The sequence below is a fragment of the Pseudoalteromonas distincta genome (assembly GCF_000814675.1).
Lineage (GTDB): Bacteria > Pseudomonadota > Gammaproteobacteria > Enterobacterales > Alteromonadaceae > Pseudoalteromonas > Pseudoalteromonas distincta.
Genome location: NZ_JWIG01000010.1, coordinates 163243 through 185004 on the forward strand (window position 1 = coordinate 163243; position 21762 = coordinate 185004).

Below are 21762 nucleotides of genomic sequence, written 5' to 3' on the forward strand. Positions count from 1 at the left end.
AACTCAAGTGACCTTAAAGCATTATTTAAGTGTTTTATGGTGACTTGAGTTTATTTGAGCACCTAAAAAATAATTAAATACTTTAACGGAGTGAACAATGAAATTATCTGACTTATTCAAAGTAAGTTTGATTGCAACTGCAGTATCTTTAGCTGGTTGTGGTGGAGACTTAGTAGTATCTGAAGGCGACACAACTATTAATGAAGGTGATACAGTAACTAACGTTATTGAAGGCGGTGACGATACAAGTGGTGAAACGTCATCACGTGATGATTCACAAAATGCTACCACTGGCTTTCCTACTGATATTGATAATGCACTAACTCAGGGTTTAGCGACTGATGTTTCTAGTGAGTTTACATCTATTACAGATAAGCCCGTTTATCGCTTAGCTGCAGATGCTGTGTTTACTACTGATGTATCGTTAACGAACGACGCACACTGGATCTTAAATGGCCGTACTGCGGTTGGTAATGATCGCACAGATAACGCCAAACTTTATATTCAGCAAGGTACAACGATTATTGGCGAAACAGGAGATGACTTCCTAGTTGTTCGTCGCGGTTCACAAATTGAATCGGTAGGGACTGTAAGTCAGCCCATTACAATGACCTCAATTCAAGATGTTACAGCCCAAGAAACAACGATTGGTCAGTGGGGCGGTTTAGTATTATTAGGTAACGCGCCAGCAAATTCTTGCGGCGACCAAGAAGGTGAAGCTACAGCTGATGAACTTGCTAATTGTGGTGTGTCGGCTGAAGGTGATGCAGGTCAGTTTGGTGGCGATATCAGTGATGATAATTCAGGTACTTTAAAGTATGTACTTGTAAAGCAAGCCGGTAAAACGTTAGGTAATGGTGATGAGTTAAATGGTATTACGTTTGCCGGTGTTGGCTCTGCAACTACGGTTGATTATATTCAAGTACATGAAAATCTTGATGATGGTATCGAGTTCTTTGGTGGCACAGTTAATGTAAGCAATGTTGTACTTACAAATATTGGCGACGATTCGCTAGATTGGTCTTTTGGTTGGACGGGCTCAGCTACAAACGTTTATATTCAGCAAGCGGCTAACGTAGGCGATAACGCTATCGAAGCTGATAACTCTGAATTTGATTCAAGTGCAACACCATTAACACTACCTACTATTTCAAACGTTACAATTGTGGGTGCTGAGGGCAATAACGGCATTCGTTTACGTGCGGGTACTGCTGGGGTTCTTAAAAATGTATTTGTAACGGGCCCAGCTACTTATGAAAACTGCTTACGTGTAGGCTCTGATTCAGTACCTCGTGCAGAGGATGGCACACTTACGATTACAAACTCTATAGTTGCTTGTCAAACTGCAGCGAATAACTTTGGCAGCGAAGTTATTAACGGTGGCGATGTACAATCTTGGTTTGAAGGCCAAGACGCTAACCAAACACTTACCCCAGCTGATTTAATGCTAGATGACAACGGTTATACACCTCTTGCTGGCTCGCCACTTATTGCAAATACTCAAATTGGTGCTTTTGATGGCTCAACTAATTGGATGGAAGGTTGGACTGTTGGTATCAATGGTGGCTTCCCTACTGATATTGATAATGCGCTATCACAAGGTTTAGCATCAGATGTTTCTAGCGAATTTCCGGAAATTACAGATAAGCCAGTATATCGCTTAGCTGAAGATACAACGTTTACAGCGGATGTAACACTTACAAATGACGCACATTGGATTTTAAATGGCCGTACTGCAGTAGGTAATGACCGTGCAGACGCTACAACACTTTATGTTCAAGCCGGCACGACATTAATTGGTGAATCAGGTGATGACTTTTTAGTTGTTCGTCGTGGTTCGCAAATTAACGCAAATGGTAATGCAACTGCACCTATTACAATGACATCTATTGAAGATGTAACAGGCGCTGAAACAACAATTGGTCAATGGGGCGGTTTAGTACTTTTAGGTAATGCTCCTGCTAACTCGTGTGGCGATCAAACTGGCGAAACGACAGCTGAAGAACTTGCTAACTGTGGTGTATCTGCAGAAGGTGACGCTGGTCAGTTTGGTGGCGATATTAGCGATGATAACTCAGGTGTTCTTCGTTATATTGTCGTTAAGCACGCAGGTAAAACTCTTGGTAACGGTGATGAGCTTAATGGTATTTCATTTGCGGGTGTAGGCTCTGCAACAAAAGTAGAATATATCCAAGTTCATCAAAATCTTGATGATGGCGTTGAGTTTTTTGGTGGTACTGTAAATGTTCGTAACATAGTACTTACTGACATTGGTGATGATGCATTTGATTGGTCGTTTGGTTGGACAGGTCGTGCGCAAAATATTTATATTCAACAAAGTGCTGTTGGTGGTGATAACGCTATTGAAGCGGATAACTCAGAATTTGATTCAAATGCTACACCTTTAACAAAACCACTAATTTCTAACGTAACAATTGTGGGTGCTGATGGTACTAACGGTGTTCGTTTACGTGCAGGTACAGCGGGCGTACTACGTAATGTAGTAATTACAGGGCCTGAAGGTTACTCAAACTGTTTACGTGTGGGTTCTGACTCTGTAGCAAATGCAGAATCTGGAGAGCTTTCTATTGAAAACTCAGTAGTGGCATGTAGTGAAGATAATAACTTTGGTAGTGAAGCAATTGGTGGTGGTAACGTTCAATCTTGGTTTGAAGGCCAAACAGGTAACCAAACGCTGACAGCTGCTGGCCTTAGTTTAGCAACCGATGGCTTTACACCTAAATCTAGCTCACCATTATTAGGTTCGGGTGTTGATTCGTCAGACCTTGATTCGTTCTTTACTAAAACAGATTATATTGGTGCGTTTGATGGCGATAATAACTGGATGGATGGTTGGACAGTTGCTATAACGCCAAGTTTTCCTGATGATATTCAAAACGCCTTAGAGCAGGGTTTTGCTACTGATGTATCAGCAAGCTTTCCTGAAATCACAGACAAGCCAGTTTATCAGTTAACTTCTGATGTTGTATTCACTTCAGACGTAACATTAACTAACGATGCACATTGGATTCTAAAAGGCCGTACAGCCGTAGGTAATGACCGCGCTGATGAAACGACTTTATATGTTCAATTTGGTACTACGCTTATTGGCGAGTCGGGTGATGACTTTTTAGTTGTTCGCCGTGGTTCTAAAATAGAGGCTGTGGGCAGTGCAACTCAGCCAATTACTATGACGTCTATTGAAGATGTTACTGGTGGCGAAACGACTATTGGTCAATGGGGCGGTTTAGTGCTTTTAGGTAATGCACCGGCTAACTCATGTGGCGATCAAGAAGGCGAAGCTACCGCTGATGAGCTTGCAAACTGTGGTGTGTCTGCTGAAGGTGACGCTGGTCAATTTGGTGGTAATGACCCAGAAGATAACTCAGGTACTTTAAAATACGTGGCAGTTAAACAAGCAGGTAAAACGCTTGGCAACGGAGATGAGTTAAACGGCATTACGCTTGCTGGTGTTGGTAGTCAAACAGAGCTTGATTACATTCACGTTCATGAAAATCTGGACGATGGTGTTGAATTTTTCGGTGGTACTGCAAACATCAGTCACCTGGTTTTAACTAATATTGGTGATGACTCACTAGATTGGTCATTTGGTTGGACGGGTAAAGCGCAATACGTACTTATCAAGCAAGCTGACTCAACAGGTGATAATGCAATTGAGGCGGATAACTCTGAGTTTGATTCAAGTGCAACTCCACTCACAATGCCTACAATTTCTAATGTTACTATTATTGGTAATGTTGGGGTTAACGGTATACGTCTACGTGCAGGCACTGCGGGTATGCTTAAAAACGTGGTTGTGACAGGCGGGGCAGATTATTCAAATTGTTTACGTGTAGGTTCAGATTCAGCTCCTCGCGCAGAGGATGGTACATTAACTGTTACTCACTCAGTTGTTGCATGTGAAACGGCAAATAACTTTGGTACACAAGCTATTGGTACTGGTAATGTTGAGTCTTGGTTCTTAGGCCAAACAGGTAACTCTGTGCAAGCAGCCACAGACCTTGGTTTAGCAGATAACGGATATATGCCTTCGGCTGAGTCATTACTGTTAGGTAATGGTTTTGATTCTTCAAGCCTAGATAGTTACTTTGATTCAGTAGATTACATTGGTGCAATGGATGCACAAACAGACTGGACAGCAGGTTGGGTTAAGGTAGGCCTTTAATCCAAACCACATTATAGCCGAGCGAAAGCTCGGCTAATGTCTTGTTTTGTTTCGGAGTATAAAAATGAAATCTTTTAAACCCTCTTCTCTTGTTCTATGTAAACTAAATTGCGCAGTTATGGCTGCAATTATGGGGCTATCAGTAAACACAGCTATAGCAGCCGAAGCCGAAGAGCAAGAAATAGAAGAAGTAGTTGCTGTTGGCCAGCGACTAAAAGGTAGTGCAGGCGCAGTACTACAAGAGCGTCAAAATCAGGCATTTGTTGCTGATATTATGGGTGCTGATCAAATATCACGCACAGGTGATGGCGATGCAGCTTCAGCGCTTCGTCGTGTGACAGGTTTAACCTTAGTCGATGGTAAATATATTTATGTTCGTGGTTTGGGTGAACGTTATTCAAGTACCCAACTTAATAGCATGTATGTTCCAAGCCCAGATCCCACTCGATCAGTTGTCCCACTGGATTTATTTCCATCGGATATTATTGAAAGCTTAAGTGTGCAGAAATCGTTTTCTCCTGATATGCCAGCGCACTTTGGTGGTGGTAATGTAAATATACGCACCAAATCTATTCCTTCTGATTTTTTGTTTAAAATACAGTTAGGTACTTCATATAACACCTCTAACAGTGACACCGGTTATTTTTACAGTGGTGGTGATGATGATTGGATGGGGCGCGATGATGGTACACGTGCTTTACCTTCATCAATTTCTACAGCGCTCAAAAGTGATGCAGGACTTGAAGGTGACAGCAGTACTACGCTTGAGCAGCGTCAAGCGCTCCTACAATCTCTAGATTGGCAAGTTGGACCTACTGAGAAAGACGTTGATCCAGGCATGAACTTTTCAGTAGCACTAGGTGATAGGTTTGAGTCTGAAGTAGGTACTTTTGGCGTTCTTGCAGCGGTTTCCTATGACAATGAATGGGAAGTAGTTAAAGAGCAAAGCGGTACAAATTTAGGTAGTTTGGGCTGCGAAGATAAATGTTTTGCACAAACTTATGATGGCATATCTACTGAACAAACCGTTCGTTGGAGTGGCACATTAAATTTAGGTTATGAATTTAATAATAACCATAAATTTGAACTAACGAATATAGCGCTTCATGATATGAGTGACAGAGTGCGTAATCGTGACTTTTTCGATGCTAACGAGTCTGAAGAAGGTGTAACTGAGTTACGCCGTGTTGACGTTATGTATGAAGAGCGTGAAATGTTCTCTACGCAGCTCAAAGGGACGCATAACTTTCCTGAATTAGAAAATTTATTTTTTGATTGGTATGCCGGTACAAGCCGCGCCAACAGAGATGCTCCTGGCGCATTGGATGTTGTTTTTCAAACTAACTTAAATGATGGTGTATTTGAATCAGAGCAGTTACAAGATGTTGCTGCAACAAACGTAACACGTGATTATCAAACTTTGCATGATGACGTAGATACATATGGTTGGAATATGGGCATCCCGTTTTATGGTGATGGCTATGAGTTAGAGCTTAAGGTGGGTGGCGATTTTTCTGAAAAAAAACGTGATGCAAGTAATATTCAATTTGGTATTACGCACCGTGGTATAACAGATGAATATACATTTGGCTCAAACATAGACCAAATTTTTTCTGACGAAAATTTAGCTAATAGTGAGTTTTATACAAGTATTACAGGCTCTGGTATTTTTGATGATGGTACCGCAGATGGTGATAAGTACAGCGCTGCACATAAGTTAGACGCTTATTATTTTATGGCCGACTTTTTCTACGAAAACACATGGCGTATAACCGGTGGTATTCGTTGGGAAGACTTTTCTCAAATATCAGTGCCTTTTCAGGCTCATACTAATTTCTTTGATGGAACAATTGAAGAAGTGAGCGAAGTTGCAATAAAAGAAGATAACTTTTTTCCTTCTTTAGCAATTACTTATATTATGGATGAAGAAATGCAGTTTCGCTTAAACTTAAGTGAAACGACGATTCGCCCAGATATGCGTGATGTAAGCTCAACTTATTATGTTGACCCACTAACAGAGTTTTTAGTGCGAGGCTCGCCTACACTTCAAAGCTCTAAGCTAAAAAATGCTGACTTTAGGTTTGAGTGGTACATGCCTTCAGGAAACAATCTATCAGTTGCTTTGTTTTATAAAGATATTGAAAACCCAATTGAAATGGTTGAGTTAGCGGGTGTTGGTGGAGCCGCTCCGCAATTACTAACAGCAAATGCGCAGTCGGGTGAACTAACAGGTATTGAGGTAGACTTTTTAACTGACTTTAGTTTTATTCATAATGATTTATCTGCCATATTTTTATCAGGTAACGTTACTCTATCGGATTCAAGTGTTGAGCTTGGCATAAACGATGCTGATGGGGTTGATTCATTATTTGAACAACAACTAAAAGAGGCGCTGGAAGCAGACTCTGTTTCTAACATTGTTACTAATAATAAACGTCGTTTAGTTGGTCATTCTGAATGGGTAGCAAACTTACAAATGGGTTATGACTCTGCTGATGGTTTTCATTCTACCTCAGTTGTTTATAACGTGTTTGGGCCGCGCATAATCGTACCAGGTACGCGTGGTAACGAAGACGCAGAAGAAAAGTCATTTCATTCTCTTGATTTAGTTTATTCTTACTTCCCTAACTTTAATACTAAAGTTAATTTTAAAGTTAAAAATATACTTGGCCAAGAAAAAGAAATTGAACAAGAAAACTTAACACTTTGGCGTCAAGAAGAAGGCACTGAGTTTAGTTTAAGCTTTAGCTACGAGTTTTAATTTTCTACCCAAGGAAGGGGGATATAATAAAACCTAATTACCTATTAGCCCTGTATTTAATACAGGGCTTTTTTATGACTATGAAAAATATTTAAGTTCTACTTTATTCACTAGTTTTAGCGCGCTGGTGGTGTTATTTTGACGTTAATGAAAATTAAATCTCACGCAATGAATTTAATTTTTAATGTATTAAGGCATCTTTTATGAATCAAACAGTGGAACAAACAATGAAAAAAGTAGGATTAGTCGGTTGGCGTGGCATGGTTGGCTCTGTGTTATTAGAACGTATGCAGCAGCAAAGTGATTTTGCCCATATCGACACCACCTTTTTCACCACCTCACAAGCGGGGCAACTCGGCCCTGATATTGCAGGCGACGCAAAACCATTGCTAGATGCAAGTGACATTAGCGAACTTGCTAAAATGGATATTATTGTTACTTGCCAAGGCGGTGACTACACCAATGCTGTATATCCAAAACTTCGAGAGTCGGGTTGGGATGGTTACTGGATTGATGCAGCTTCAGCACTGCGTATGAGTGAGGACAGCATAATAGTGCTAGATCCCGTAAACAAAGATGTTATTGAACAAGGCTTAGAGCAAGGCGTTAAAACGTTTGTTGGTGGTAACTGTACAGTATCGCTAATGCTACTTGCATTAGGCGGTTTATTTGAGCAAGACCTAATTGAATGGGTAAGCCCAATGACTTACCAAGCAGCCTCTGGTGCTGGTGCACGAAATATGAAAGAGCTTATTGCACAAATGGGCGCTATTCATGCAAGTGTTGCTGAGCAATTAGATAACCCAAGCTCTGCTATTTTAGAAATTGATAAAATAGTCAGTGAAACAATGGCGTCTAAAGACTTACCACAAGATCAATTTGGTGTGCCATTAGCGGGCAGTTTAATCCCGTGGATTGACGTACCTATGCCAAGCGGTCAGTCTAAAGAAGAATGGAAAGCGCAAGTAGAAGCGAATAAAATTTTAGGCTCTTCTAAGCAACCAGTACCTATTGATGGTTTATGTGTACGTATTGGCGCTATGCGTTGTCATTCACAAGCGATGACCATTAAATTACGTGAAGATATTAGCGTAGAAAAAATTGAAGAAATTTTAGCGTCTCATAATGAGTGGGTTAAGGTAATTCCAAACGAGCGTGAAATTAGTGCCACAGATTTAACACCGGTTAAAGTAACGGGCACTTTAAGCATTCCTGTTGGGCGTATTCGTAAATTAGCGATGGGACCAAAATACATTAGCGCATTTACAGTAGGCGATCAGCTTTTATGGGGCGCGGCAGAGCCACTTCGTCGTATGTTACGCATAATTGTTGATGGTGAGTAATACCAATTCGCAATAATACTTAATTAATTTGAGGGGTTAAATCTGACGTTAACTACGTTAAATATTTTTGATATAGAACAACTAAATAACGAAATTTTTGCCTTGTTATCGACACGATTTTCTTCCCTCTAAATAGATCACTTAATTAAGCGAATTGGTATAATATATAATCAGTATTAACAAAAGGGGTTGGCAATTTGCCAGCCCTTTTTAGTTTAATGGCTTATAAAACCGCTTAAGAGGCTAAAACAATACTTTTTTATGAATGTTCACTTTTGTTTATTATTGAACTTAAGTAAACTGTTTACATTGTGCAACAGCCTATTCAAGTAACATTAATGACCTCTCACACAAATAACTTTGCCAATAAGCGATTAGCATTTGTTAGCTCCTATTTTAGTTCTGCAATTGCTATAAACACGGTTGTTTCTTGTTTTCTTATTTTTAGCAGTATTAACCACAGCGCCTCGCAAGAAAAGCTTTACTGGCTTTTTACGTTATCATTTATTTCATTACTTCGAATAGCAAGCCATGTATTTGTTAACAACACCCATGCTTTTAAATATCACCTGTATTTTATAGGTTTATTATTAACGGCATTAACATGGGCTGCTTTTCCTATTTTGTTTTATGAAAACATGCAAATGCAGGAAAAATTTGTATCATTGGTTGTTTTTAGCTCCCTCGCTGGTGGCGGTGTAAACGTTTTAGCTTCTGATATTCGTTCCTCCTTGTCGTATATAACCTGTTTACTGGTTCCTTTTAGTATTTTATTACTTTTACAGCCTATTGAAGATGAGAATGTACTAGGTGTTTTAGGGCTCGTTTTATGGTTTATTTTGTGTTTTATAACGGCTTCACGTAGTGCAAAAGATGTAAAATCATCAATTAATAACGAACTTAAGTTAGATCAATTTATTGAAAACTTAGAAAACGAAGTGCAACTTCGTACCGAACAAATAATTTCTTTAGAGCAAAAAGACAACCTAACTAAATTGTTTAACAGGGGGAGCTTTGTTTCTAATGTTGAACTTGATTTAGCCAATCAAAATGATGATATTAAAGCTGTTTTATTTTTAGATATGGATGACTTTAAAATCATCAACGATAAATACGGTCACGATTTTGGTGATTTTGTGCTGGCTCAAACAGGTAAACGATTAGTTGAAACACAAACCCAAGGCGACTTTATTGCTTGTCGATGGGGAGGTGATGAGTTTATTTTTTATTCTCGCACTAACACCGAAGACGAACTTTTTGACTGTGTTTTTAGATTAGTTAAAACCTTAACGAAAACAGTAAGCATGAACAGCTATCAAGTAAATCCCTCTTTTAAGGTTGGGCTGTATTTTACGCGCGAGAACTTTAATCTTGCAGAGGCGATTAAATACGCTGATGTAGCTATGTATGAAGGTAAGAAAAGCCGTAATGAAATATCGGTATTTGACGAGCGAATGCATGAATCGCTTAAAAGAGAAGAAGTACTTCGCAGCTCAATTAAAGAGTGCGTAGAAAAAGGTGACTTTCACCTGTGCTATCAACCTATTGTTGATATAAGCACAAATGAAATAACTACGTTTGAAGTACTACTTCGTTGGCAGTTTAATGATGAATTTATTCCCCCTTCAGAATTTATAGATATTGCAGAGCGATATGGAAAAATTAATATACTCGGCGAATTTGTACTAGAGCAAGCCATTGCGAGCTTAAGTAAGCTAAATGCCGTCAACAGTAATATTGGATTGTCGATTAATGTGTCGGTGCTGCAACTAGAAAACCATAACTTTTTAGATTTTTTAGTTGCGCTTTTAAATAGGTACGCAGTTAAACCATACAATGTGCATTTAGAAATAACAGAAACAGTCATGATTAAAAATTTACCGTATTTGTCAAAAGTGATTACGGCCATAAAAAATACTGGAGTGCGTATTTCTATTGATGACTTTGGTACTGGGTTTTCTTCTATATCGGTTTTAAAAGAGCTGTCAGTTGATTACATTAAAATAGACAAATCTTATATTGATAATATTTGTGAGTGCTCAAAAGATAAAAGTATTGTTTCTGCGGTAACTAACATGTCGCATATGATTGGTTGCCAAGTAATAGCGGAGGGCGTAGAAAATCCCGCTCAGTTAACGTTGTTACAAAGCTTAGAAATTGATAAATACCAAGGTTTTATATTCAGTAAACCAGTTAGATTTGATCAAGCACTATCCTTGATATATTAAAGGTACTCGTTGTTTTTATTTAGTTAAGCATTGCTGCATAAACCCAATTTTTTGTAGCAATTTTAAATTGGTATAACCTTTGCTGTTAATACTTAAATTAGCCACTTTAACTTCACTTAGGCTATTAACGATGTATTTTAAATACGATTTACGTAGTGTTGTTACAATTTTGCGTAATTCTTACATGTTTAAAATGCTCATTTGAAAGTATTAGGTAAAGGAAATTACAATGAGCTCGGTTTCTAATGTATTTCATAGCAAATGGTTTAACTCATTTGCGGTTATTTTATTAGTCCTTATTATTGCCCGAATAGCCGCACCTTATGCGCTTCAGCAGTACGTAAATTATCAGCTAAAACATACGCAAGGTGTTACGGGGCATGTTGGTGATGTAGATTTGTTTTTATATCGCGGTGCCTACGCGATTGACGACGTTGAAATTTACGCTATTGATGCAACTTCAGCTCCTAAGCCTTTACTGAGTATTCAAACTCTCGATTTTTCACTTGCGTGGTCAGCCCTTTTAAAAGGGAATTTAGTCACAAATATGGCTTTTACGCGTCCTGAGATAGTTATTTACGATAAAGACCCCAATGCTTCTGAGCAAAATCAACAAGTAAAAGATGAAACCACTTGGGTGGGACTGGCGAATGACTTAGTACTGTTTTCTATTGATACCTTAATAATTGAGCAAGGCAAGTTAACCTTAGTTAACTCAACCAATAACGGTGAAAAACCCACTTTTATATCAAATATTAATGCCAAAATTGAAAATATAACGAATGCGCAAAACCTATCAAAAACACTTGTGACTACTCTAAACGTAGAGGGGGCGTTAATGGGGGAGGCCGCATTAAAACTTGATGGCAAACTAGACCCTTTTAGCAAACACGCTAATTTTGATTTTAACGCAGAGGTACAGCGCTTCTCAGTTAAAAATCTCGACACTGTATTTAAAGTGTATACACCGTTTGATATTGAAGCGGGGGGCGTTGATGGCGCAATGGAACTTGTGGCTAAAGATAATAACTTAAATGGTTATGTAAAAGCGGGTGTTCAAAACCTGAGTGTATTTTCTTGGCGAGAAGATATAGAAAAAGATGATGACGGTATCTTTACTGCTATATTTGAAGGCAGTGTAGATTTACTGGGCTCTATACTTGAAAACGATGAGTCTAAGCTTGTTGCTGCACGCATTCCTATAGAGGGGCAATTAGATAATACGGATGTTTCGACTTTCAAAGCCGTTATTTCGGTTTTAAAAAATGCTTTTTTTGATGCGTTTAAAATGAAAGTGGATAATGTTATTTCTTTTGAAGATCCAAAGAGTGATGAATCTTTAAGTAATAAAAGTAATTAATGTATTTATATATCCCAAATTAAACGTTTAACTCAAAGTAACACCAACATTATTGATGTTGGTGTTACTTAGTTTAGACATTTCTATTTGTCTTTACTTAATAGCGCTTTAAGCTCTGCAATTTGAACTTGTAGCTCATTTACCTGACCTTGTGTTGCAGGTAGTGAATCGTTATCCGCAAGCTCTTCTCGGGCATTTCGGTGCTCCTCACTCATTACCTCAAGTATTGCACCTACCATCATGTTTAAAAACACAAATGCAGTTAAGAATATAAACGTAAGGTAATAAATCCAGCTTAATTCGTACACCGCCATTGTTTCGTACATTATGTCGGTCCAATCTTCAAACGTTGCTATTCTAAACAAGGTAAGCATTGATATTGAGACGTCTTGCCAAAGTACGGGGTTTATTTCAGCAAACATCATGCTGCCCATTGCAGCGTATATATAAAAAATAACAAACATTAATAGGGCTATATAACCCATTTGCGGAATTGCTTTAAGCAATGAGTTAACCAATAAGCGCAGCTCTGGGATCATCGAAACCAATCGTAACACTCTAAATATGCGCAACAGCCTAGCAATTAACATTGTAGAGCCAGCAGCAGGGTATAAACTGCCCAATACTATGATAGTGTCAAATATATTCCATCCCTTAGAAAAGAAGTCTTTAATGCCTTTGCTTGCAACAAAGCGGATTATTAGTTCAATTAAAAAGAATGCAGTAATGCCAACGTCCATCCAATTTAGAGCAAGCTCTACGGTAGGATGTAGTGAGTAAGTGTGTGCACCTACTGTAAGGGCAGAAACAATAATTACAGCTATAACAAATGATTGAAATATCTTGCTTTTGTCTATACGCTGAAACAACTTTTGTAACTGCGACATCATAGTAATAGATCCTTTGGATATTAAGATTTTATGGCGCTAATATACAATAGTATCGTAATAATTTAACGCTTTTTCGATATAGAAAGTGTAAGGAAATTTAATGTTTATCAATAAACTAAAAAGCAGCGCATTACTTATTATTGGATCATGTGTTTTGGCTGGTTGCAGCTCTGATGCACGTTTTCATGAATTGCAATCGGCGCGCCTTGATGAGTGTAACTATAAAGCTGACAAAGAATATTACGAATGCCTAGATAAACAAGACTCTAACTACGAAGAGTTTAAAAAACAGCAACAAGCACAGACTAAATAAATAAGTAACCTTTATATTTATGACTAAAACTCAAAAACAGCGTGATAAACAAATTCGCTTAGCGCTTACTAATGCATGCGAAGCAATAAAAGAAATGGTAATTGGTTTTGATTATCTAACGCATACAGTTGATTTAAATAACGAAGTAAACACGTTAAAAGTACAATGTTACTTTATTGATGAGATAGCCCGTGAAGATGCAAAACCGCAACTTGATGAGTTAACGCAGATTATACTTAGCCAGCTAGCAGCTATTAAGTTGAACGCAAAACCAGCACACATCTCATTTTTAGCCAATTAACAGCGGTTTAGTTGGTATGACATCACATGGACGTTATAATTAGATAAATTATTTTTAGGGTTTAAATTATGGCTGTTCCTTCGCGTTCGCAAATTTCACCAGGTACCACAGTAAATATTGTATTAAAAGAAGATCAACGCAGCGGCACATTAACAGAAGGTGTGGTTGAGCGCCTTTTAACAAAATCCCCAAATCACCCACACGGTATTAAAGTACGTTTAGAAGATGGTCAAGTTGGCCGAGTAAAAGAGATTTTATAATGGTAACGTTAACAGAGCAGGCTTTTTGGGATTTGGTAACAACGCCTGATTTAGGGCTCGATCCACAAAGTGTGAGCGATAACCTAAAAAACAAACTGAATGATTTAAGCGATCAGCACCTTATTGATTTTGATAAACACTTTGGCATACATATGCGTAAATGTTTTACCTGGGATTTGTTTGGTGCCGCTTTTGTGATGGCTGGATGTAACGACGATTACGGTTTTAGCGAGTTTAGATGTTGGTTAATTTCGCGCGGTAAAACAGTATTCGAAAACGCTTTAGAAAATGCTGATTCGTTAGCGCAGTGTACACCTGTTTATTACTTAAACGAGCAGCCTTACCCGTATATTGATGAGTATGATTTAATAGCCGGTTTATTATTTGAAGAACGCAGCGAAGACGAATTACCGTTTATTCCATCAGGCAGTGATGAACCTAAAGGTAAACGTTTTAAAGACAAACCTAAGTTTTTAAAGCAAAGCTACCCTTTATTATTTGCAAAGTACTGGCAATAAAATAAATAGTAATTTGTGCGCTATTTAAACAGTTTAATGAGTTTAATTTCCCTACAAGTAAGCGCATTGATATAAATCGTTTTGTTGTTTAAGTACGTATTAACTAAAGTACTTAACAGCAAAATGGTTTGTAATGCAGTATCTAGGAGGAATCTTTGTGGATTTAAATGTGTTAAATCTAAGGGATTTATTTGCGGCACGAGGTTTATAACCTAATGGGCTCGGTAATTGCTCTTGCGTTATCTTACTGGCTTACACACATGTAAGAATCAGTAATAGTCGAGCAAAGCTCCCTTAGCTGCTCGCGTCTCGGTTCCTGAATACGACTTCTCTCCTTTTATAGTAAATCTCTGTTATAGTTGTTAAAAGTTATAAAAGCTAAGTGATTAGGCATTTTGCTATTATTTAACACGCTGACTCACGAGGATACACCCACGAAATGAAATATTTAACACTCGCTTTATTAACTGTCGCTTTTACAAGTGCAAATGCTTTTTCTGAGCCGAGTAATAAAACACGATTTATACCGCTTTTAAAGTCAAAATTGGGAGCCTACGAAGTTGTGTCGAGCAACTCAGGGTTATGCGTTAACAGCAATTTGAGTTTGACAGATGAAAGTGATTTAAGTGCGGGTTTTAAACTTGGTGAGCAAATTGTATTTGGATCGCTCCACAATGGTACCCGAACCATTAAAAAACCAAACTTTTGCTTTATAACCAGCACGCTTAAATATAAAAGTGATGGCCTTGAAAACGGCTTAAGAATGAGCCGTTGTGAAAGCCCAGCAAACGAAAAAACAATCAGTCAAAGTATCAAGTTTTTAGCCGATAACACACTCAAATACACATTGAGCGAACCCAATGTAGAGTGCACATTTAAAAAAGCAGATGAGAGTAAATAAAGCATCTAGTAAGTAGCAAATCATTCGCAGTATATTTTAGGGATATCGCGCCAACGCGTAGTGTACTGCGGCGACAAAAAATCACGGTTCATGTGCCACCGGTCATTTAATTTACTACTTGCAAGGCTTAGCATTCCTTTTCCGTATCGTTTGTTAATTGTGTCTAAGCATTGCATAAGTTTTGGATTATCAGGGCTTTTATTAAATAAGTCATTTTGCTGAAACTGTTCTGATATTAGCTCTACCGCGCCTACACCACATTTATAAAACCGTATACCGGGTTGGTAAATCTTATTAAATACCTCAGATACAGCATTAGCCATCACGCAGGTGTCGTTAGTGGGTGAGGGGAACTTATACACAAACGATTTTTTATAATATTTATTTTCGTGCGCGCCACTGGCTGCAAAAATATAAAGCTGGTGAGTGAGCGAACGTTGCGCTCTTAATTTATTAGCCACTGTGGTTACATGGTTAATTAGCGCTGTTTTAAGTGCTGTTGGCTCACATATGCGCTCTCCAAAACTACGGGTCGAATAAATCTCCCGCTTGTCTTGTCGTACATCATCCCAGTTTAAGCATGTTATCCCGTTAAGCTCGCTTACTGTGCGTTCAACAACCACACTAAATGCACGGCGCATTGCTCTAGGGTTTTGCTGAGCAAGATCCCAGGCGGTTTGTATATTCATTATTTTAAGTTTTTTAGCTAGCCGCCGGCCTATTCCCCAGACATCTTCGCAGCTCATTCTTTGTAAAATAGCTTGGCGAGTTTGTTCGCTATTTATTACTGCTACACCATTAAAACCACTGAGCTTTTTAGCGGCATGGTTAGCGGCTTTTGCTAAAGTAGGGGTCGGGCCAAAACCAACACCTACAGGAAGTTTTGTTTCGCGCCATACTGTGCGCCTTATTGTATGACCGTATTCATGCCAGTCTTTAATTAATGATGTGTAGCCATCAAAGTGCAAAAACGATTCATCAATACTGTATATGTGCTGTGTATCGCAAAAGCGAGCGATGATGTTCATCATTTTGTCGCTTAAATCAGCATAAAGCTCGTAATTGCTAGAGCGAATAACAACGTTGTTTTGCTCAAGTAAATGCTTAACTTTAAAGTACGGGCCAAATTTAGGAATATTTAAGCGCCGAGCAATAGGGCAAATAGCGCATACACAGCCATCGTTATTGGTAAGTACAACCACGGGTTTGGATCGAATAGCAGGGTCAAATACTTTTTCGGCACTGGCATAAAACGACACAGCATCAACTAAGGCATACATTTTAATAACTCTGGGCTTTGCCTGTGCATTCTTATTGATAGCGTTACTACGCCTTCGAGCTGAAACTCGTCTGCAGAGGTGAGTTGTACAGGCTTATGTAAAGAAGACGCTGAAAGCAGCCGTGCATTGGTTTTATCAAGCAGCTTGCATACAAAAAGACCATTTAAGTTAGCAACAATAACGTCACCATTTTCTGCAGGCTCTGCACGGTCAATAACTAATAAGTCCCCTTCAAAAATTCCGACTTCTTGCATAGAGTTACCCGATGCTAGGCCAATAAAGGTAGCATTTGGGTGCTTTATTAAAAGCTCATCAAGGGTTACACCTAGCTCGGTGTACTGCGCTGCGGGCGATTCAAAACCACACACGCCTGCTTCTATATAAATGGGAATGACAAACATAACACAACCTAAAACGCATATACTGTATAAGTGTACAGTATATGCGTTTTGTGTAAGTTATGCCAAGAAATGTATAACCGATCAATCCATATTTTTGATCATTTGCTGTGCGATATCTAAAAAGTCTTTGATTTGCTGAGGGTTTAAGTTTTTACACATTTGATTATTTATTTTCTGCTCTGAGGCTAATAACTTATCAAAAAGAACTTTCCCTTGCTCTGTGAGCGACAAAATAAAGCAGCGCTTATCGTGCTCACTTGCCTGTTTATTTATTAAATTTAAGCCAATAAGATCTTTAATTAAACGTGCTATTTGCGCTTTGTCGCGCTGCGTTTTAGTAACAATATCGTTAGCCGTACAGTTATTTACGTTCGCAATAATATGTATGCAGCGTACGTGCATAGCATTAATACCAAGTTCGCCTGCGTTAATTGCTTCACGAATTGTGACGCGGTAATTTTGCATCAATTCAAATAGCGTATTTGATAAAGGTGTATTCATAAAACTCTCAATATAGTTGACAAAGTCAATTAATTTGTTATAGTTGATTTTATCAACCAATGGGGCGTTGTGCAATGTCTGCTTTTATAGCAGCCAATTATTATACCAATCTGCTTATATATGGGGTTTATTTAACGTTAAGAAGATTACGCTAGAACTAGGCTAAAATTTTTTATCTAGTTGCTCTAAATAAAAAATTTTTAACAACGTGATAGTGCAATTTAATTCGTTAAATTGATCAAAGATTTATGCAAGTTGGTATTAAAGTCCAAGTTTTGTAAAACGAGGTAATGCATGGGTAAACAAATTCGCAAAGCTAACATATTAAGTACGCAGCAAATCACACCACATCTACAACGCATTGTTGTAGGCTCTGATGATTTTAACGACTTAACCTCACAGCACATTGGTAACTATGTAAAAGTACTGATCCCAAAAAATGGTGAAGTAGATTTTAACTTAAAAACAGCGTGTATGCGATCTTACACAATAAGGCATGTAGATGCACAAACAGGCGCGTTAACACTTGATTTTGTTATAAATATGCACCAAGGTCCGGCAACTGACTGGGCTAAAATTGCAAAAGTAGGTGATGAGGTAGGTATTGCAGGCCCAGGCCCTAAAAAGCTAGATAATTATGGGCATTCGCATTATGTGTTGCTAGGAGATTTAACATCGGTAAATGCAATAAAGGGGTATATACAACAATTACCTTTATTTTCAAAAATTGATGCCTTTGTACATGTACCCACCGAAAAAGACATTATTGATTTAGAAACAAGCCGCGATGTTAATTGGCTTGTTACCGACAACGCTGACGAGGCGCTACTTAGCGCGCTTCAAAATTTGCACATTACAGCAGAGCCTCCCATTGTATTTATGGCATTGGAAGCTGGGCTTGTTCGTAGGGCAAAAACACTGCTAACAGAGCAATTTAATATACCACGCGGTAATATTGTTTCCTCAGGGTATTGGAAAAAAGGCGTGGACTCAGAAGGCTATAAAAAGCTGCGCCAACGTGATGCACAGCTTGCCTGAATACCTTAGAGCAAAATAACATATACCTATTTTGCTCTAATACCACTGCGTAACTTGAATTGACCTAATAGCAGACCCATTTAAGTGTTTTATGCTAATGATGTAATACATTGTTAGCATGCATTTTTAGGAGCTGCTATTTTGTTAAATTCCATTCCTTTTTCGTTATTAGAACTTGCCCCCATGATCAAAGGGGACAGCGTAACTAACACTCTTCATAAAAGTACTAAATACGCCCAACGTGCTGATGAGCTTGGCTTTAACCGTTTTTGGCTTGCTGAGCATCATAATATGCCAGGTATAATTTGTGCGGCCACTTCAATTTTGGTTGGCCATATTGCAGGTAATACCAAAAAGATACGCGTTGGATCGGGCGGTATTATGCTGCCAAACCACTCCCCATTAGTTGTTGCTGAACAATTTGGTACGTTAGAGAGCTTATATCCAGGGCGAATAGATTTAGGGCTAGGGCGTGCCCCAGGTAGCGACCATGTAACGAGTCGTGCATTAAATAACGATATGAGCCGTGCAGAAAACTTCCCGGGTGAGGTAACTGAGCTGCAAACATTGTTAGGTCCTTACAACGGTACGCACCCTATACGTGCTATACCGGGTGAGAATACAAACGTTCCTATTTGGTTATTAGGCTCGAGTTTATTTAGCGCGCAACTAGCGGCGCAAAAAGGGTTACCGTATGTATTTGCAGGGCATTTTGCACCGCGCTTTGTACACGATGCAATAGCGCTGTATAAGCGCGAATTTAAAGCATCAAGCGTACTTGATAAGCCATACGTAATGCTTGCACTGCCTTTAGTGGCAGCAGACACCGACGATGAAGCGCAATACTTGTCGACTACTTCTAAGCAACGTGTACTCGAACTTATACGCGGTAATGAGCTGTGGTTAAAACCACCCGTTGAAAGTATGGACGGGTTGTGGAGCGAACAAGAACGCGCTCATGTAGAGAACTTTTTAAGTCTAAGCGTAGTAGGCGGACATGTAAGTATTAAACACAAGTTAGAGATGATAGCGAAACAGCTAGAAGTTGATGAGTTTATATTTACCAATGATGTATTCGATAGTGAAAAACGCCACCGTGCACTCGAAATTTTAATGGAAATAAAGCACTAAAATATAGTTAGTTAAGCAAGCGTACACTCTGGGCTTGTTAATATACAGACATCATCAAAAGTTAAACTTTTTTAACTCATTTTATTAACTTTAAGTGATGTCTGTATTTGTTATTTAAATATTCAAAGTAAATTTGATTGCTATTTTTAGTACATATTTTGCTTTATATACCGTTCTGTTTTTTCAATTGAACTGATTTAAACAATCAATTTTAAGATATCACTTTTGTTTTTTATAATGTAGCTATTAAACCAGACATCATAAAACTAAAGGCAGGTACACCGTGAACTCTCTAAACACCGCAACAGCTAATTCAGTTAACAAAACAGCGCAGCCAAAAGTTGCTCTGATTGCTGAAGGTGGCGGGCAGCGAGGGATATTCACAGCGGGCGTACTTGATGCGTGGTTAGAGCAAAGCTATGACCCATTTGATTTATTTATTGGTACTTCAGCGGGTTCGCAAAACTTAACTAGCTACTTAGCGCGTCAAAAAGGCTACGCTAAACGCCTGATTAGAGGACTTTCGCGTAATAAGCGTTTTTTTCAGCTTGGTCGCGGATTAGTGGGTAAGCATATAGTTGATTTAGATTGGTACTTTGACAAAACCACTGAAGTAAACAGAGCTATAGATTTCAAAACAGCGAAAACTAGTTTAGGTGAGCGTGAACTACTTATAACAGCAACAAACGCACGAGACAGAAAAGCTTATTACTTATCGCCTACAGGTGATAGCGGTCAATGGCGTGATTTGTTAAAGGCTTCTAGCGCACTTCCGTTTTTATACAAACAAGGTGTAAAGTTAACACCTTGGTTAAACGCAAAAGCAGCGAATGAAACACATCTTGTTGAAGAACAAGCACAGAGCGATTTTTATCTAGACGGCGGTTTAGCCGCTCCACTTCCCGTGCGTGAAGCTTACAACCGAGGTGCACGTAAAATTGTTGTAATAAGAACGGTTGACGCTAACTTTCAAGCGCAATCTGCATGGGTACAAAAGCTAAGAACATTTGCTATAGCATCAGGTTATTGTCCAAAAACATTGGACTACTTAATACAGCACGAAAAAGCGTATTTAGATGAGCTTGAGTTTATTGCAAATCCACCAAGTGATGTGGAAATAATACAAATTTTTGCAGACGAAAAACTGCATAGCAAATTATTAGGTAGTTCAAATAACGATTTACGTTTTGATCATAAATTAGGCTTAGCTGCAGGTCGGTCTTATTTAGCGCAGCAAAGCCAATTTGAGATCAGCAATACGCATAACTACTCACAAAGCGAGTATCGTTACAATTAAGCAAATTGGATACCCAAATCATGAATAATACTGCGACTTAAAGTTGCAGTATTATTCATTTAAATGCCTTTTATTTAAATGACACCCATCCTAATTTGTACATTTATTAACCCCTAGATTCTAATTGGAAGTGCACCACCTAATTCATTATAGACTTCATTTGGTGTTTTAAATCCTAAACATTTTCTAGGGCGATTATTTAGTTGTTCCTCTACTTTTTTTAATTGCTGATGGCTTACTTTGCTAAAGTTTGTTTTCTTCGGGTAATACCTTCTAATTAAACCATTTATTTGTTCTACAGCACCTTTTTCCCAGCTGTGGTAAGGCTCACAAAAATAAGATTTATTTTTCAAAATGGCTTCTACTTTTTTAAACTCTGTATTTTCAGAGCCATTGTCATAAGTTATCGATAAACAAGAACTCGGTGGGTAAATAGATAGTTTTTTACATATTGCATTCGATGTCGCTAGAGCTTTTTTAGATGGTAATTTGGTGATATGACACACTCTAGAAACTCGTTCAAGTAACACATTCAGCGCACATTTTCTGTCGCTAGATTCAACAGAGTCACTTTCCCAATGCCCAAAGTTTTTTCTGAGATTAATGTCATCTGGCCTGTCTAAAATACTACATCTTTGACCCCAAACTGTTTTCGTTTTACGGGTTGGATATTTTTTCTTACGTTTTTTATGTTGCCTAGCTAAATATACAATAAGTGATGGTTCATTCTTGTATATATATTGATAAATGGCCTCGTGAGATACGTTGGGTAAGGTTTTATCAAATTTTATTCGCCCAGCTATGATCTCTGGACTCCACCCAAGCTTGAGCTTATCAGTCACATATCGTTGAGCTTCAACAGACTTAAGCTTAACTCGCTTAGCTCTCTCCCTTACCCTTACTTCGTAATACATTTGAGCTGGATGAGGGTAATAAGTTGGTACGTAATAATCATATTTATTACGCTTTAACTCTCGGCTAATAGTGCTATGTGAACGATTTAGTAATCGGCTCACCTCACGTATTGATTTTTTTTGGTAATGATACCACTCA

At 38.5% G+C, this 21762-nt stretch carries 18 protein-coding genes; 13 read left to right on the plus strand and 5 right to left on the minus strand.

From position 1 onward, the window contains the following. Positions 1 to 97: 97 nt before the first annotated feature. From QT16_RS07835 to QT16_RS07855, 5 genes are all read left to right on the plus strand, one after another. A complete protein-coding gene (locus tag QT16_RS07835; RefSeq protein ID WP_039487744.1) occupies positions 98 to 4186 on the plus strand; it encodes a beta-helix domain-containing protein in 4089 nt (1362 codons plus the stop codon). Between the two features lie 64 nt (positions 4187 to 4250). Next, on the plus strand, positions 4251 to 6947 hold the full coding sequence (locus QT16_RS07840) for a TonB-dependent receptor domain-containing protein (RefSeq protein WP_039487746.1): 2697 nt from the start codon (positions 4251 to 4253) through the stop codon (positions 6945 to 6947). A gap of 203 nt (positions 6948 to 7150) precedes the next feature. After that, a complete protein-coding gene (gene asd, locus QT16_RS07845; RefSeq protein WP_004334779.1) occupies positions 7151 to 8290 on the plus strand; it encodes an aspartate-semialdehyde dehydrogenase in 1140 nt (379 codons plus the stop codon). A gap of 338 nt (positions 8291 to 8628) precedes the next feature. Next, on the plus strand, positions 8629 to 10518 hold the full coding sequence (locus tag QT16_RS07850) for a putative bifunctional diguanylate cyclase/phosphodiesterase (RefSeq protein WP_238719429.1): 1890 nt from the start codon (positions 8629 to 8631) through the stop codon (positions 10516 to 10518). 229 nt (positions 10519 to 10747) lie between these two features. Beyond that, positions 10748 to 11878, plus strand: coding sequence for a DUF748 domain-containing protein (locus tag QT16_RS07855; RefSeq protein WP_039487750.1), 1131 nt, complete (start codon positions 10748 to 10750; stop codon positions 11876 to 11878). 83 nt (positions 11879 to 11961) lie between these two features. Here the strand turns inward: QT16_RS07855 and QT16_RS07860 are convergent, their stop codons facing one another. Next, on the minus strand, positions 11962 to 12768 hold the full coding sequence (locus QT16_RS07860) for an ion transporter (protein WP_004334787.1): 807 nt from the start codon (positions 12766 to 12768) through the stop codon (positions 11962 to 11964). Between the two features lie 100 nt (positions 12769 to 12868). Between QT16_RS07860 and QT16_RS07865 the strand changes: the two genes are divergently transcribed. From QT16_RS07865 to QT16_RS07885, 5 genes are all read left to right on the plus strand, one after another. Then, a complete protein-coding gene (locus QT16_RS07865; RefSeq protein WP_004334789.1) occupies positions 12869 to 13081 on the plus strand; it encodes a hypothetical protein in 213 nt (70 codons plus the stop codon). A 19-nt stretch (positions 13082 to 13100) separates the two neighbouring features. After that, the gene (locus tag QT16_RS07870; RefSeq protein WP_039487752.1) at positions 13101 to 13382 is read left to right on the plus strand and encodes a hypothetical protein; all 282 of its coding nucleotides are present in this window, start codon (positions 13101 to 13103) and stop codon (positions 13380 to 13382) included. A gap of 68 nt (positions 13383 to 13450) precedes the next feature. Then, on the plus strand, positions 13451 to 13642 hold the full coding sequence (locus tag QT16_RS07875) for a YwbE family protein (RefSeq protein WP_004334795.1): 192 nt from the start codon (positions 13451 to 13453) through the stop codon (positions 13640 to 13642). Continuing rightward, positions 13642 to 14160: a DUF4240 domain-containing protein gene (locus tag QT16_RS07880; RefSeq protein ID WP_039487755.1), complete on the plus strand. Its 519-nt coding sequence runs from the start codon at positions 13642 to 13644 to the stop codon at positions 14158 to 14160. The genes QT16_RS07875 and QT16_RS07880 overlap by 1 nt, the downstream gene beginning before the upstream one ends. Positions 14161 to 14599: 439 nt before the next feature. Next, positions 14600 to 15061 carry a hypothetical protein gene (locus QT16_RS07885; RefSeq protein WP_004334802.1) on the plus strand — a complete coding sequence of 154 codons (462 nt, stop codon included), beginning with the start codon at positions 14600 to 14602 and terminating at the stop codon, positions 15059 to 15061. Between the two features lie 20 nt (positions 15062 to 15081). On the opposite strand, the gene QT16_RS07890 is transcribed toward QT16_RS07885, so the two are convergent. From QT16_RS07890 to QT16_RS07900, 3 genes are all read right to left on the minus strand, one after another. Further along, on the minus strand, positions 15082 to 16341 hold the full coding sequence (locus QT16_RS07890; RefSeq protein ID WP_039487756.1) for a Y-family DNA polymerase: 1260 nt from the start codon (positions 16339 to 16341) through the stop codon (positions 15082 to 15084). Then, complete coding sequence (locus QT16_RS07895; protein ID WP_004334808.1) at positions 16329 to 16742, minus strand: S24 family peptidase; 414 nt, start codon at positions 16740 to 16742, stop codon at positions 16329 to 16331. Before QT16_RS07895 ends, QT16_RS07890 begins: the two co-directional genes overlap by 13 nt. 81 nt (positions 16743 to 16823) lie before the next feature. Further along, positions 16824 to 17243, minus strand: a complete 420-nt coding sequence (locus QT16_RS07900) for a MarR family winged helix-turn-helix transcriptional regulator (protein WP_004334811.1) — start codon at positions 17241 to 17243, stop codon at positions 16824 to 16826. 294 nt (positions 17244 to 17537) lie between these two features. Here QT16_RS07900 and QT16_RS07905 point away from each other — a divergent pair, with 294 nt between their 5' ends. From QT16_RS07905 to QT16_RS07915, 3 genes are all read left to right on the plus strand, one after another. Then, a complete protein-coding gene (locus QT16_RS07905) occupies positions 17538 to 18281 on the plus strand; it encodes a siderophore-interacting protein (protein WP_039487760.1) in 744 nt (247 codons plus the stop codon). 141 nt (positions 18282 to 18422) lie between these two features. Continuing rightward, positions 18423 to 19412 (plus strand): LLM class flavin-dependent oxidoreductase, encoded by a 990-nt coding sequence (locus tag QT16_RS07910; RefSeq protein ID WP_039487761.1) that lies wholly within the window; start codon positions 18423 to 18425, stop codon positions 19410 to 19412. A 283-nt stretch (positions 19413 to 19695) separates the two neighbouring features. Next, a complete protein-coding gene (locus QT16_RS07915; RefSeq protein WP_024609084.1) occupies positions 19696 to 20709 on the plus strand; it encodes a patatin-like phospholipase family protein in 1014 nt (337 codons plus the stop codon). 113 nt (positions 20710 to 20822) lie between these two features. Here QT16_RS07915 and QT16_RS07920 read toward each other — a convergent pair. Continuing rightward, positions 20823 to 21762, minus strand: a 940-nt coding sequence (locus QT16_RS07920) for an IS30 family transposase (protein ID WP_039487784.1), incomplete at its 5' end; no start/stop codon positions are given.